This window comes from Streptomyces sp. H27-H1 (assembly GCF_026627445.1).
Lineage (GTDB): Bacteria > Actinomycetota > Actinomycetes > Streptomycetales > Streptomycetaceae > Streptomyces.
This window is the reverse complement of sequence record NZ_JAPNLJ010000005.1, coordinates 123761-137882: the sequence shown is the minus strand read 5'-3', so window position 1 is coordinate 137882 and position 14122 is coordinate 123761. Positions and strand designations below refer to the sequence as shown.

Annotated in this window: 14 protein-coding genes; 10 read left to right on the top strand and 4 right to left on the bottom strand. The window is 72.6% G+C overall.

Going from position 1 to position 14122, the window contains the following annotated elements; genetic code table 11:
- Positions 1-27: 27 nt before the first annotated feature.
- From OTB20_RS06990 to hutH, 3 genes are all read left to right on the top strand, one after another.
- On the top strand, positions 28-816 hold the full coding sequence (locus tag OTB20_RS06990; protein ID WP_267815719.1) for an enoyl-CoA hydratase/isomerase family protein: 789 nt from the start codon (positions 28-30) through the stop codon (positions 814-816).
- Positions 817-946: 130 nt separating this feature from the next.
- Positions 947-2065 carry a sensor domain-containing diguanylate cyclase gene (locus OTB20_RS06985; protein ID WP_267815718.1) on the top strand — a complete coding sequence of 373 codons (1119 nt, stop codon included), beginning with the start codon at positions 947-949 and terminating at the stop codon, positions 2063-2065.
- 176 nt (positions 2066-2241) lie between these two features.
- Positions 2242-3783 (top strand): histidine ammonia-lyase, encoded by a 1542-nt coding sequence (hutH, locus tag OTB20_RS06980; protein WP_267815852.1) that lies wholly within the window; start codon positions 2242-2244, stop codon positions 3781-3783.
- Positions 3784-3883: 100 nt separating this feature from the next.
- On the opposite strand, the gene OTB20_RS06975 is transcribed toward hutH, so the two are convergent.
- Positions 3884-4174 (bottom strand): hypothetical protein, encoded by a 291-nt coding sequence (locus OTB20_RS06975; RefSeq protein WP_267815717.1) that lies wholly within the window; start codon positions 4172-4174, stop codon positions 3884-3886.
- Between the two features lie 155 nt (positions 4175-4329).
- On the opposite strand from OTB20_RS06975, the gene OTB20_RS06970 reads away from it, so the two are divergent.
- The 5 genes from OTB20_RS06970 to OTB20_RS06950 all read left to right on the top strand — a co-directional run bounded on the left by OTB20_RS06970 (position 4330) and on the right by OTB20_RS06950 (position 9446).
- Entirely contained in the window at positions 4330-4623 is a 294-nt protein-coding gene (locus OTB20_RS06970; RefSeq protein ID WP_267751382.1) for a hypothetical protein, read from the top strand.
- A 116-nt stretch (positions 4624-4739) separates the two neighbouring features.
- On the top strand, positions 4740-6017 hold the full coding sequence (locus OTB20_RS06965) for a L,D-transpeptidase (protein WP_267815716.1): 1278 nt from the start codon (positions 4740-4742) through the stop codon (positions 6015-6017).
- A 194-nt stretch (positions 6018-6211) separates the two neighbouring features.
- Complete coding sequence (locus OTB20_RS06960) at positions 6212-7699, top strand: ABC transporter permease (protein ID WP_267815715.1); 1488 nt, start codon at positions 6212-6214, stop codon at positions 7697-7699.
- A gap of 78 nt (positions 7700-7777) precedes the next feature.
- On the top strand, positions 7778-8455 hold the full coding sequence (locus tag OTB20_RS06955) for an ABC transporter ATP-binding protein (protein WP_267815714.1): 678 nt from the start codon (positions 7778-7780) through the stop codon (positions 8453-8455).
- Positions 8456-8489: 34 nt separating this feature from the next.
- The gene (locus OTB20_RS06950) at positions 8490-9446 is read left to right on the top strand and encodes a GNAT family N-acetyltransferase (protein ID WP_267815713.1); all 957 of its coding nucleotides are present in this window, start codon (positions 8490-8492) and stop codon (positions 9444-9446) included.
- Between the two features lie 60 nt (positions 9447-9506).
- Here OTB20_RS06950 and OTB20_RS06945 read toward each other — a convergent pair whose 3' ends face one another.
- Positions 9507-10442, bottom strand: coding sequence for a helix-turn-helix transcriptional regulator (locus tag OTB20_RS06945; RefSeq protein ID WP_267815712.1), 936 nt, complete (start codon positions 10440-10442; stop codon positions 9507-9509).
- Between the two features lie 168 nt (positions 10443-10610).
- On the opposite strand from OTB20_RS06945, the gene OTB20_RS06940 reads away from it, so the two are divergent.
- The gene (locus tag OTB20_RS06940) at positions 10611-11657 is read left to right on the top strand and encodes an NAD(P)-dependent alcohol dehydrogenase (RefSeq protein ID WP_267815711.1); all 1047 of its coding nucleotides are present in this window, start codon (positions 10611-10613) and stop codon (positions 11655-11657) included.
- A gap of 234 nt (positions 11658-11891) precedes the next feature.
- Positions 11892-12134 carry a twin-arginine translocation signal domain-containing protein gene (locus OTB20_RS06935; protein WP_267815710.1) on the top strand — a complete coding sequence of 81 codons (243 nt, stop codon included), beginning with the start codon at positions 11892-11894 and terminating at the stop codon, positions 12132-12134.
- A 57-nt stretch (positions 12135-12191) separates the two neighbouring features.
- Here OTB20_RS06935 and msrA read toward each other — a convergent pair whose 3' ends face one another.
- Both msrA and OTB20_RS06925 read right to left on the bottom strand, forming a co-directional pair.
- On the bottom strand, positions 12192-12857 hold the full coding sequence (gene msrA, locus OTB20_RS06930) for a peptide-methionine (S)-S-oxide reductase MsrA (protein WP_267815709.1): 666 nt from the start codon (positions 12855-12857) through the stop codon (positions 12192-12194).
- Positions 12858-12934: 77 nt separating this feature from the next.
- Positions 12935-14041 (bottom strand): hypothetical protein, encoded by a 1107-nt coding sequence (locus OTB20_RS06925; RefSeq protein ID WP_267815708.1) that lies wholly within the window; start codon positions 14039-14041, stop codon positions 12935-12937.
- Positions 14042-14122: the final 81 nt, after the last annotated feature.

Genomic DNA, 14122 nt, shown 5'->3' with positions numbered 1-14122 from the left:
GCGGCGGTCCCGGGATCCTCGGAATCCTTGGGGTCCTTCGGTTTCGTGGCCGTGCGCCGCCACGAGGGCGGGGTCGCCGAGCTGGTCCTGGACCGGCCCAAGGCGATGAACGCCGTATCGACGGAGATGGCGCGCGGCATCGTCGCCGCGTGTGCGCAGCTGGCCTCGGACCCCTCGGTACGGGTGGTCGTGCTCTCCTCGACCGCCGAGAGGGCATTCTGCGTGGGCGCGGACCTCAAGGAGCGGAACTCGTTCTCGGACGCCGAGCTGCTGCGCCAGCGGCCGACCACGCGGGGCGCGTACGGGGGAGTGCTGGAACTCCCGATGCCGGTGATCGCGGCGGTGCACGGGTTCGCGCTGGGGGGCGGCTTCGAGCTGGCCCTCGCGTGCGATGTCATCGTGGCCGACGAGACGGCGGTCGTGGGCCTGCCGGAGGTGTCGGTGGGGGTGATCCCCGGAGGCGGCGGTACACAGCTGCTGCCCCGGCGCGTGGGGGCGGCGCGGGCCGCGGAGCTGATCTTCACCGCCCGGCGGGTGGAGGCCGGTGAGGCGCTCGCCCTGGGCCTGGTGGACTCCGTGGTCCCGGCGGGGTCGGACCGGGAGGCCGCTCTGGCGATGGCGGCGGCGATGGCCGCGAACTCCCCGGTCGGGCTGCGGGCCGCCAAGAGGGCGCTGCGGCTGGGGCACGGCATGGACCTGACGGCCGGGCTCGAGATCGAGGACGCGGCGTGGCGGACGGTGGCCTTCTCGGGGGACCGGGCCGAGGGTGTGGCGGCGTTCAACGAGAAGCGGAAGCCGCGGTGGCCGGGGGTCTGACCCCCTTGGAGCCCCTGGGCCCTGTGTGGGCCCGCGGGCGCACCCCGGATCGTGACCGCGCGTGATCTTGATACCACCGAATGTCGCGCTAATTATCACTAAAGCGGATAAAACTCCCTAACCTGGGGTGATGGGTGTCAACGGGCGGCTTCGAGCCGTTGTGGGCCTCGCGCAGGCCATGGCGGCAGCGTGCGAGCCGCGGGACAGTGTCCGGGCCGCCGCGCGCGGGGCGAGGCTGGCGATGGACGGATCGTTCGCCGCGATCTCCGCGTGGGAACGGGAGCGCGGGCGCCTGCGCGTGCTCGTCAACGAGGGCGAGCGCAGGTCCGGGGAGGAGGAGTTCCCCGAGGACGAGTCGTACCCCGTGCACGACTTCCCCGAGATCACGGAGTTCCTGCACGAACGCTGGGTCGGCGGGGGCGGGCCCCACGCCTGGGTGGACAGCGCGGCCGGCAGCCGGCCGGGACGCAGGGGCGAGGCGCTGCGGCGGCGCGGGCGCGGCACCTGTGTGGTCGCCCCGATCGTGCTGAACGGGCGTGCCTGGGGAGAGCTGTACGTGGCCCGGGACGAGGGGATGGCGGACTTCGACGAGGACGACGCGGAGTTCGGATCCGTCCTCGCGGCGGTGATCGCGGCCGGGCTCGCGCAGAGCGACCGGCTGGAGGAGGCCCGGCGGCTCGCCTTCACCGACCCGCTGACCGGGCTGGCCAACCGGCGGGCCGTGGACATGCGGCTCGACGAGGCGCTGGAGGAGCACCGGCGGAGCGGGGCCGAGACCGTCGTGAGTCTGGTCGTCTGCGACCTGAACGGCCTCAAGAGGGTCAACGACACCCTGGGCCACGCCATGGGCGACCGGCTGCTGGAACGGTTCGGCTCCGTGCTCAGCCTGTGCGGGGCGATGCTGCCGGGTGCGCTGGTCGCACGGCTGGGCGGCGACGAGTTCTGCCTGGTCAGCGTGGGGCCTTCGGCGGACGAGGTGGTACGGGTCACCGAGGAGGTGTGCCTGCGGGCCGCCGAGCTCGAGCTGGGCGAGGGGGTCGCCTGCGGGGTCGCGTCCACGGGGGACCCGATCGGCCCGGTGCAGTCCTCGCGGCGGCTGTTCCGGCTGGCGGACGCGGCGCAGTACAAGGCGAAGGCGGCGCGGTCGGCGAAGCCGGTGGTGGCGGGGCGGGACACGGCGGTGGTCCGGCTGGCCGACGCGGAGCCCGGGGGGCCGGGGGAGCGGCGGCGGTTCCGGGGGCGCGCGTAGCCCGTGCGCCGGGGTGCTGCCCGGGCCCGGCCCTCAAGCGCCGGACGGGCTGAACCCGCCCCGGGGGCCGGCCCCCGGGAGCGGCGCCGCACGTGGCGTCGAGAGGGGCCGTGCGAGTGGCGCGTCACGAGGGAGTGACATGAAGAGATTCAGTCCGTAGTGTGCTGAATATGGATATGCACACTGTCGTGGTGGGAACGTCCGGGACCACCGCCGAGGACGTGATCGCCGTCGCCCGCGGCAACGCCCGCGTCGAGCTCTCCGCGGAAGCACTCGCCGCGCTCGCCCGCGCCCGCGAGATCGTGGAAGCCCTCGCCGCGAAGCCCGAGCCCGTCTACGGGGTGTCCACCGGGTTCGGGGCGCTCGCCTCCCGCCACATCAGCCCCGAGCTGCGCGCGCAGCTCCAGCGCAACATCGTCCGCTCGCACGCCGCCGGCATGGGCCCGCGCGTCGAGCGGGAGGTCGTGCGCGCGCTGATGTTCCTGCGGCTGAAGACCGTCGCCTCCGGGCACACCGGCGTCCGCCCGTCCGTCGCGCAGACGATGGCCGACGTGCTCAACGCCGGGATCACCCCCGTCGTGCACGAGTACGGCTCGCTCGGCTGCTCCGGAGACCTCGCCCCGCTCTCGCACTGCGCCCTCGCGCTCATGGGCGAAGGTGACGCGGAGGGCCCCGACGGGACCGTCCGGCCGGCCGGGGAACTGCTCGCCGAGGCCGGGATCACCCCCGTCGAACTCCGCGAGAAGGAGGGCCTCGCCCTCCTCAACGGCACCGACGGCATGCTCGGCATGCTGGTCATGGCCCTCGCCGACCTCGGCAAGCTGTACACCTCCGCCGACATCACCGCCGCACTGACGCTGGAGGCGCTGCTCGGCACCGAGAAGGTGCTGCAGCCCGAGCTGCACGCCATCCGCCCGCACCCCGGTCAGGGCGCCTCCGCCGCGAACATGGCCGCCGTCCTGAAGGACTCCGGGCTCACCGGGCACTTCCAGGAGGAGTCCGCCCCGCGCGTCCAGGACGCCTACTCCGTGCGCTGCGCCCCGCAGGTCGCCGGCGCGGGCCGCGACACCATGGCGCACGCCGCCCTCGTGGCCTCCCGCGAGCTGGCCGCCGCCGTGGACAACCCGGTGGTGCTGCCCGACGGCCGCGTGGAGTCCAACGGCAACTTCCACGGCGCCCCGGTCGCGTACGTCCTGGACTTCCTGGCCATCGCCGCCGCCGACCTCGGCTCCATCGCCGAGCGCCGCACCGACCGGCTGCTCGACAAGAACCGCTCGCACGGCCTGCCGCCGTTCCTCGCGGACGACGCCGGCGTGGACTCCGGTCTGATGATCGCCCAGTACACGCAGGCCGCCCTGGTCAGCGAGATGAAGCGGCTCGCGGTCCCGGCCTCCGCCGACTCGATCCCCTCCTCCGCCATGCAGGAGGACCACGTGTCGATGGGCTGGTCGGCCGCGCGCAAGCTCCGTACCGCCATCGACAACCTCACCCGGATCCTCGCGATCGAGATGTACGCGGCCACCCGCGCCATCGAGCTGCGCCACGGGCTCACCCCCGCGCCGGCCAGCCGGGCCGCCATCGCGGCGGCGCGCGCGGCGGGTGTGGAGGGTCCCGGGCCGGACCGCTTCCTCGCGCCCGACCTGGCCGCGGCGGACGCCTTCGTCCGCTCGGGCGCCCTCGTGGACGCCGTCGAGGCCGTGACCGGACCCCTCGCCTGAGCGGGTCCCGTAGCGGCGGTACGTCCAGCACACGCGGTACGTAGAAGGGTGCGGGCCGGGGGATGCCCCCGGCCCGCACCCTTTCGTCTGTCCGCCGCCGCTACGCCGTGCGCGCGCGGCGTACGGAGAAGGCCACGAAGCCGGCTCCGGCGCCCAGGCAGAGGGTGCCGCCCAGCAGGTACGGCGTGGTGTCGACGCCGCCCGTGTCGGCGAGCGCGAGGGTGGGCCCTGTCGCCGAGGCGGCCTGTATCCGGGTGTTCGCGGCGGCGGGCGCGCCGGCCCCGGTCTTCGCGTGCCCGGGTGCGGTGGCGTTGGCCGAGGGGACGAACCACAGGACGGCGAGCAGGGTGGTCGCTCCGAGAGCGGTGACTGTTGATCGGCGTGCGGACACGGTGCGATCCCCCTTGTGGCAGCAGCGAATTGACCCCGTGCGGTGATGCTACGGAAAGGGGCGGGTCGTGGGAAAGTCGGGGCTGTCGCGGGATTACTCTCCGTCGTATGAACCCTTCTGAGACCTCACGATACGTTCGCCTTCGGGTGGATTTGGTGCTTGAAGTACCGGACGTCGACGCGCTCACCGGAGCCGCCCTCGCGCACATCAAGGCCGACGAGTTCATGCCGGACGAGGAGCGCGGCCACGCCGAGGCGGCGGTCCGCGAGGACGAGTCGGAGGCCCTGGCCTACCTGGTGGACCCCACCGACCTGGTCGCGGACATCCCCGGTGTGGAGCTCGCACAGGCCTCGTGGAGCAGCGAGCCCGTGGAATACGACCCCGAGTCCATGGAGTGGGACCTCGACGAGGAAGATGGGGACAGCGACGAAGAGACTGACAACGCCTGACGGTGGGGTTGACCACATTCGAACCGGATGTGGCAGCACCTTGGGGTGTAATGCGTTGTCAGGACGAGGCAGGGGGGTCATGCCCCCTGCCCGGGGAGTTCGGGGTTCAGGCAACGATGGAGTGGCGTGTGAGGACGGACAGCAAGCGGCGGAGAAGGTCCCTGGTGGCCATATCCGCCGTACTCGGCGGCGTACTGGTGCTCGCGGGATGCAACGACGCGGGGGGCGGCGGTGAGCCGAAGGCCAACGGCGAGGCATCGGCCAAGTCCCAGGCGGACGTGGACGCGGCCGCGGCCAAGGACGCGTCCAAGGCGAAGATAGCCATCACGCCCAAGGACGGCGCGACCAATATCGGCCTGAACGACGCGGCCGCCGTGGCCGTCAGTGACGGCACGCTCACCCAGGTCGAGCTGAAGAGCTCCGAGGGCACGGTGGTGGCGGGGAAGATAGCCGCCGACGGCAAGAGCTGGAAGCCGCAGGGCGCTCTGAAGCGCTCGACCAAGTACGCGCTGTCGGCGACCGCGAAGGACGAGGCGGGCCGCGAGGCGCACGAGAACGCCTCCTTCACCACGGTCTCCCCGGAGAACAGCTTCGTGGGCTCCTTCATCCCGGACGAGGGCCAGACCGTCGGCGTGGGCATGCCGGTCTCGATCACCTTCAACAAGCCGATCAAGGACAAGAAGGCCGTCCAGGCGGGCATCACGGTCAGCTCCAGCAGCGGCCAGGAGGTCGTGGGTCACTGGTTCAGCACCCAGCGCCTGGACTTCCGCCCGGAGAACTACTGGAAGGGCGGCTCCACCGTCACCCTGAAGCTGGCGCTGGACGGGGTCCAGGGCGGCCCGGGCATCCAGGGCGTGCAGAGCAAGACCGTCACCTTCAAGATCGGCCGGAACCAGGTCACCACGGTCGACGCGAAGACGAAGAAGATGACGGTCACCCGGGACGGCGCGGTCCTCAGGACCATCCCGATCTCGGCCGGCTCCCCGGAGAACCCGACGTACAACGGCCAGATGGTGATCTCCGAGAAGTTCAAGGAGACCCGGATGAACGGCGCCACCGTCGGCTTCACGGACGACGACGGCAAGGGCGAGTACGACATCAAGGACGTTCCGCACGCGATGCGCCTGTCGAACTCCGGCACCTTCGTCCACGGCAACTACTGGGGCGCGGACTCGATCTTCGGCACCGCCAACACCAGCCACGGCTGTGTCGGCCTGAACGACGCCAAGGGTGCGAACGACCCGAACCAGCCGGCAGCCTGGTTCTACGACAACTCCCTCATCGGAGACGTCGTCACGGTCGTCAACTCCCCCGACAAGACCATCAAGCCCGACAACGGCCTCAACGGCTGGAACATGAGCTGGGCGGACTGGAAGGCGGGCGCGGCCGCCTGACGCACCGGTAGCAGCGCGGCCGGCGCCGGTGGAGTCCACCCGCCCGGGTGGCGGTCCACCGGCGCCAACGAGAACAGAACCCCGCGACGAACGGCGGGGAGCCCCGGCCAGGGGGCTCCCCGCCGTTCGCGTTCTCATCCGACTCTTATCGTCGGCTTATCCGGCCATCACGGGCGCTGCCTACCTTCGGCCCCATGTTCTTCCCCTACCTCCGGCGCGAGCTGCGCCGTCGCAGGAAGGCGGCGCTCGTCGTCGCCTCCGGACTCGCCCTGGGCATCGCCCTCGTCATCGTCGTCACCTCCGTGTCGGCCGGCATGGTGCGGGCCCAGGACAAGGTCCTCCAGTCGCTCTACGGCCTCGGCACGGACATGACCGTCACCAAGGCCCAGACCCCGCCGGCCGAGGGTGACGCCGCGGCCCGGCCCCGCTTCAGGTTCGACGCGAAGGGCGAGGGCGACACGAACGCCGAGGCCGAGCAGAGCAGCGACCTCGTGATGCCGCAGGGCTTCGAGACGCTCGACGCCGCGATCGTGGACAAGGTGTCCGGCCAGACCGGTGTCGCGCAGGCCGTCGGTGGCCTCAGCCTCCAGGTGATGAAGGTCAACGGGCAGTTCAAGCGCGGGGAGTTCAAGCGCTCGCAGGGCGCCGAGGGCGGCGCCACGGGCGCCAAGCCGGGCGCCGCGGGCGGCTCGGGCGCCGCGAACGGCACGGTCGAGGGCGGCGGCGCGGACTTCGACGTCAACTCCTTCTCCGTCTACGGCGCGGACGTCACCCGGACCGGGCTGGGCCCGCTCACCACCTCCGAGATCACCTCGGGCCGCACCTTCGCGGCCGGCGAGTCCGACGCCGCCGTCGCGGTCCTCGACAGTGCCTACGCCACGAAGAACAAGCTCGCCGTGGACTCCGAAGTCACCGTCAAGGGTGCCAAGTTCAAGGTGATCGGGATAGCCACCGTCGACAGCGGTGACGCGGCGGCCAACGTCTACGTCCCGCTCAAGCAGGCCCAGACCCTCGCCGAAACCCCCGGCAAGATCACCACGGTGTACGTCCAGGCCAAGGACTCCCAGGCGATCGGCTCCGTCAAGGAGGCCATCCAGAAGAACGTCCCGGACACCACCGTCACCACCTCGGCCGACCTGGCCGACACCGTCTCCGGATCGCTCTCCACCGCCGCCTCCCTCGCCTCCACCGTCGGCACCTGGCTCTCGTACGCGGTACTCCTCGCCGCCTTCCTCGTCGCCGGTCTGCTGACCTCCTCCGCGGTGTCCCGGCGCGTCCGCGAGTTCGGCACCCTCAAGGCGCTCGGCTGGAAGAGCGGCCGCGTCACCGGCCAGGTCGCCGGCGAGGCCCTGGTCAACGGCCTCATCGGCGGAGCACTGGGCATCGGCCTCGGGCTCGGGGCCGCGTACGCCATCACCGCGATCAGCCCGAACCTGACCGCGCAGCTCGCGGGCGGGGCCGGCCGGACACAGGGCCCGGGCGGCGGGGGCGGCGGGATGATGCGCTCCGCGCGCCAGCCCGCCGGCAAGGCCCTCGACATCGCGCTCACCGCGCCCGTCTCGCTCGCCACCATCGCACTGGCCGTCGCCCTCGCCGTCGCGGGCGGACTCATCGCGGGCGGCTTCGGCGGCTGGCGCGCCTCCCGGCTGCGACCCGCGGACGCCCTGCGCCGCGTCGAATAGGCCGCCCGCGTCCGCACGCCCGCCCAAGGGCCCGTCCGCGCCCGTCCCACCGCCCCGCAACCCGAGGGAACGAACCAGATGTACCAACTCACCGGTGTCACCAAGCGCTACCGGCGCGGCAAGGAATCCATCGACGCGCTCGCCGGCGTCGACCTGACCATCGAGGACGGCGGCCGCCTCGTCATCCAGGGCCCCACCGGCGGCGGCAAGTCCACCCTGCTCCAGATGCTCGGAGCCCTGGACCGCCCGACGGCGGGACAGATCGTCCTCGACGGACTCGACCTCGCCACCGTCTCCGAATCCCGCCTCACCCGGGTCCGCGCGGAGAGCATCGGCTTCGTGTTCCAGTCCTTCAACCTGATCCCGACGCTCACCGCACAGGAGAACGTCGAGACGGCCCTCGTCCCGCTCGGCCTCAAGGCCCGCGAGCGGCGCGACCGCGCCGCCGAGGCACTGGACTCCGTAGGCCTCGGCGAGCGGATGAGCCACCTGCCCGGGGAGATGTCCGGCGGCCAGCAGCAGCGCGTGGCCATCGCACGGGCGCTGGTGAAGCGGCCGAAGGTGCTGCTGGCCGACGAGCCGACCGGCAACCTCGACGAGTCCATGCGCGACGAGGTCATGGAACTGCTCGAAGGGCTGTGGAAGGAACACGGCCTGACCTTCGTCATGGTCACCCACGACAGCGCGCTCGCGAAGCGGGCCCCGCGGGTGGCGACGATCCGCCGGGGAAGGGTCACGGTCACCGAAAACGCCTGAGCGCGCCGCCGCGCTCCGGATTAGGGTCCGGAACATGACGATCACCCCGCTCTCCGTGCCCCCGACCGACACCGAGGTCGACCACTGGTGGGCCGTCCTGGCCTCCGCCCGGACGGCCGACCTGCCGGGGACACCGCCGCCCTCCCGGACGGAGGTGGCCGGACGGCTGCGCGTGCCATCGGCGCGGGGCCGCGCGGTGCACTGGGCCGCGGAGGGCGCCATCGCCTCCCTGGTCCTCTTCGCGGACGGCAGCAACGACCACACCGCGTTCCTGGACGAGCTGACCGTACGCCCGGACGCGCGGCGGCGCGGCGAGGGCACGGCCCTGTGGGAGCGGGTCCGCGAGGAGCTGCGCGCGCAGGGCCGTACCTCGGTCTCCGCCGAGGTGGACCTCGGCGGACCGGGCCAGGCGTTCGCGGAGTCACTGGGGTTCGAGAACGTCCTGCCGATGGCCTGGTACGTACAGGAGGTGCCCGGCGTACGGAACCTCCCGGCCGCCGGCCCGGCCGCCGGCTACGAGCTGCGCTGCTGGCCCGGACCGGTCCCCGAAGACTGGGCACAGGCGGTGGCCGTCGCCCACGGGGCGATGGACGACGCGCCGAGCGGGGACCTGGACCAGCGGATCCAGACCTGGACGGCGGAGCGCCTGCACGCGGCCCACGGGCTGATCCTGGCCCGCGGCGGCGCGCTGACCACGGTCGCCGCCGTCACCCCCGACGGCGAGGTGGCCGCCTACACGGAACTGGTCCTCCCCGACCCGGCGGGCCCGCGCGGGCTCCAGTACGACACGGTGGTGGTCCCCGCCCACCGGGGCCACGGCCTCGGCCGCACCGTCAAACTCCGCATGCTCGCCGAGGCGGCGGCCCTCCACCCCTCGCTGCGCACCATCGCCACCTCGGTGGCGGACGACAACACCCCGATGCTCGCGGTCAACGCCTCCCTGGGCTACCGGCGCGAACGCCCGGCCGGGTACTTCCAGCTGAAGCTCTAGTGCTGTGACCGGGATGGTTCACCGTGTCGCGGTGGACGGTGCGACGGGCGGTGGCCGCCCTCACGGACCGGAGGCCGGGACGTCGCGGGGCGGCGCGGACTCCGGGGCGGGGTCCGCGGCACGGTCCGGGGTGCGGTCAGGGGCGGCGGGCGACGCGGACCAGGAGGCCAGGAGGCGCAGGGCGTCGGCCGAAGGGGAGCCCGGGGGCGCGTGGTAGGTGACCAGGAACTGCGCCGGGTCGTCCGGGAGCGCCAGGGTCTCGAAGGAGAGCTGGAGCTCGCCGACCAGCGGATGACGCAGCCGCTTGACGCCGTGCGTCTTGTTGTCCGCCACCGTGTGGGCCGCCCACAGCCGGCGGAACTCCTCGTTCTTCACCGACAGCTCGCCGACCAGCGCGGACAGCCGCTCGTCGTCCGGATACTGCCCGGCGTACATGCGCAGATTGCTCACCACCTCGCACGCCCGGCACTCCCAGTCCGCGTACAGCTCCGCCGTCGCCGGGTCCAGGAACACCAGCCGCACCAGGTTGCGCTCCTGCGCCGGGAGCGTCCCGAAGTCGCCGAAGACCGCCGCGGCCAGCCCGTTCCAGCCGATGACGTCCTGGCGCCGGCCGACCAGGTACGCCGGAACCCCGTCCATCGCGTCCAGCAGCGTGCGCAGCTCCGGCCGCACCCTCTCGGCGCGCGGGGCCTGGCGGCGCTTGCGCGACCTCGGGCCGGCCAGGTGGCTCAGGTGCGCGCGCTCCGTGCCGTCCAGGCGCAGCGCCCGCGCGATGGCGTCGAGGATCTCCGCCGACACGTTCTGCCCGTGGCCCTGCTCCAGCCGGGTGTAGTACGCCACCGACACCCCGGCCAGCTGTGCCAGCTCCTCGCGGCGGAGCCCCGGTACCCGGCGGTGGCGCCCGTAGTCGGGCAGGCCCACGTCCTCGGGGCGCAGCCGGGCACGCCGGGATCGCAGGAATTCGCCGAGCTCGGCTCGCTGATCAAGCTGGTCCATTACCCCAGTATCGCCGCGCGGGCGCGTCGGCCGGGTGGGTGAGCCTGACCCCGCCAAGGGTAGGTTCACCGTTCCTACGCAGGACAGGGGGATGGGTGACGGGACCCGGATCGGGCAGGGTGACGATTGGCAGAAACGAATCACCGCAGTCTTCCGAGGAGCCCCACCGTGTCCGTCACCCAGGTCGCCGCCTACGCCGCTCCCGCACCCAAGGCCCCGCTGGAGCGCACCACCGTCCCGCGCCGTCCGGTCGGCGCACACGACGTCCTCATCGACATCAAGTTCGCCGGCATCTGCCACTCCGACATCCACCAGGCCACCGACGGCTGGGGCGAGGGCATCTTCCCCATGGTCCCGGGCCACGAGATCGCCGGTGTCGTCACCGAGGTCGGCGCGGGCGTCACCAGGTTCGCGGTCGGCGACCGGGTCGGCGTCGGCTGCTTCGTCGACTCCTGCCGCGAGTGCGCGCAGTGCCTCGCCGGGCAGGAGCAGTTCTGCGCCAAGGGCATGACCGGCACGTACAACGGCCTCGACAAGACCGGCGAGCCCACGTACGGCGGCTACTCCACGCACATCGTCGTCGACGAGAACTACACCGTCCGCATCCCCGACGGCCTCGCCCTCGACGTCGCCGCCCCGCTGCTGTGCGCCGGCATCACCCTCTACTCCCCGCTCAAGCGCTGGCAGGCCGGCCCGGGCAAGCAGGTCGCGATCGTCGGCCTCGGCGGCCTCGGCCACATGGGCGTCAAGATCGCCCACGCGCTCGGCGCGGAGGTCACCGTCCTCTCGCAGACCCTGCGCAAGAAGGAGGACGGCCTCAAGCTGGGCGCCGACCACTTCTACGCCACCAACGACGAGACCACCTTCGAGCAGCTGGCCGGACGCTTCGACCTGATCGTCTCCACCGTCTCCGCGCCGCTCCCCCTCGACGCCTACCTGGGGCTGCTCAAGGTGGACGGAGCCATGGTGAACGTCGGTGCCCCGGAGGAGCCGGTCTCGCTGAATCTGTTCTCCGTCATCGGCGGCCGCAAGACGCTGGCCGGCTCGATGATCGGCGGGATCGCCGAGACCCAGGAGATGCTCGACTTCTGCGCCCAGCACGGGCTCGGCTCGGAGATCGAGGTGATCCGCGCCGAGGAGGTCAACGAGGCCTACGAGCGCGTCCAGTCGGGCGACGTCCGCTACCGCTTCGTCATCGACACCTCGACGATCTGAGCCGCCTGAACCCCACCTGAACCACCTGAACCACCTGGACCGTCTGACGGTCGGACCCGGCCCCGAGCCGTCCGCGCCGTCCGTCCCGGCCTCACGCCGTCGGCCCCCTGGGGCGAGCTCACCGCTCGCCCCAGGGGGCCGTCACGCGTTCTTCGTGCCCCGTGCATGGTCCCGATGCCCGTCCGCGCGGACGATCTTCCTACCGGCCATCGCCACCGGGGAGCCGATTCCGCCATGCCCAGCCGCCGCCACTTCCTCGCGGGTTCCGCGGCCGCCGCCACCGGCCTGGCGACCTTCCCGCAGCTCGTCCCGCCCGCGCAGGCAGCCGCCGTCGCCGAACCGCAGACACCGCCGAACCTCGTGGTGATCCTGGCCGACGACCTCGGCTACGGCGACCTGGGCTCCTCCACCTGGTGGTGGAGGACGCGAACGCGAACTCCGCCTTCGGCCACACCTCGTGGGCGCGGGCCCGGGTGACGCCGGCCTGAGCCCCCGCGCACGACGGAGCCCCCGGGGGCTCCGTCTCCCGGACCCTCAGCCGTCGCCGCGGGCCACGCCGACCGGGCAGGAGACACCGGTGCCGCCGATGCCGCAGTAGCCGCCGGGGTTCTTGTCGAGGTACTGCTGGTGGTGCGCTTCCGCAGGCCAGAAGGGCCGCTCCGCCGCGGGCAGTACGGCCGTGCTGATCTTGCCGTAGCCGGAGCCGGTCAGCACGCGCTGGTAGGCCTCGCGGGAGGCTTCGGCGGTGGCCTGGTCGGCGGCGGAGTGGGTGTAGGCCGCCGAGCGGTACTGGGTGCCGACGTCGTTGCCCTGGCGGAAGCCCTGGGTGGGGTCGTGGGACTCCCAGAACAGCTTCAGCAGGGCCTCGTAGGAGACCAGCGACGGGTCGAAGACGACCCGGACGACCTCCGTGTGACCCGTGCCGCCCGAGCACACCTCCTCGTAGGTCGGATTCTCGGTGAAGCCGCCCTGGTACCCGGCGAGCGTGGTCCACACCCCCGGGGTCTGCCAGAACTTGCGCTCGGCACCCCAGAAACAGCCGAGGCCGAAGTCCGCGACGTGCAGGTGGGCGGGGTAGGGGCCCGCGAGCGGGTTGCCGAGCACGGTGTGTACGGCGGGCAGTGCGAAAAGCGGCTCCGCGCGGCCGGTCAGGGCTTCCTCGCGGGTGGGGAGCTCGGGCGTGCGGCGGTACGAAAACATGGATGGCCTCCTCGTGGTCTACCGATAACGGGGAACGACGGGCCGGGATTCCCCCTCCGGCCGCCGCTCCGTCGCCGTCAGTGCGGCAGCGTCGCCGGGGAGCCGCCGTTGGCTTCGTAGCCCGCGACGGCCAGGGCGCGGTAGACCGCGTACGAGGCCGCCGGGTCCGGGTCGGCCGACCAGGGGAGGGCGCCGACGTAGCCGTCGATGTGGCGGATCTGGTCCATGGCCTCGGCCCAGCGTTCGCCGCCGACCAGGAAGAGGAGCAGGAGGTGGCGTACGTGCGCCAGCATCGGGTCGTCGGGACGCGCGCTGTGGACCGCGTACAGGGCGCCCTCCACCGCCCGGGTGACGGTCGCGCTCTGGTGGAAGCTGCGGATCAGGACCACGTCGGGGATGTGCTCGTAGAGCGCGAAGAGGGGGAGCGCCGCGAGGAGCGAGCCCTGCGGGTCGCGGGCCGCCGCGTGGTGGGTGAAGGCGTCGGCCTTCTCGCGGGAGCCGTGCCACTTCTCGCACCAGTAGTTCAGCGCCGCCAGGTGCGCGCCCATGTGCTGCGGGGCCCTGTCGATGATCTTCGCCCACAGTGCGTCGTACTCGGGCTCCGGGTAGTGCAGCATGCGGGCGACGCCCAGCTCGACGACGTACGGGACCGGGTCGCCCGGGGCCAGCAGCGCGGCCTTGGCGCAGGACTCCCGGGCCTCCTCCGCGATGATCCGGACATCGGCCTCGCTCATGCCCTCCGGGCGCCGCCACATCTGCTGCGCCAGCAGCTCCGCGTGGACCTGGGCACCGCCCGCGTCCTTCGGGGCCTCCAGCCGCCACGCCTTCAGCCACCCGGCGCCCGCCCTGGGCTCCCGGGCCAGCTCCAGCGCCGCCGAGCCGGCGAAGGCCTGGACGCGCTGCCAGCGCACCTCACCCTCCCGGGCGGTGCCGGCCAGCAGCTGGGAGGCGGCCTGCCACTGCCCGGTCCGCCGCACGTTCTCGAGGGCGTCCATCAGGTCCTGGTCGGGGCCGGGGATCCGGATGTCGAGCTCTTCCTGGAGGGCGAATCCGTAGTCCGCCGGGTCGGCGGCGTCCGGGCTCCCGGGCGCGACCAGGCGCAGTCCGCCGCGCCTGCGCCGCAGGAACGGTCCGACGGCGGCCAAGAGCAGCGCCATCGCGAGCAGGAACCACAGAATCTCCATCCCCCCAGCGAACCAGACCCACCCCGGGAAAGGCCAATAGGCGGCAAGGAGGAGGCAAAGGAGGATGCGAAACGGTCTCCC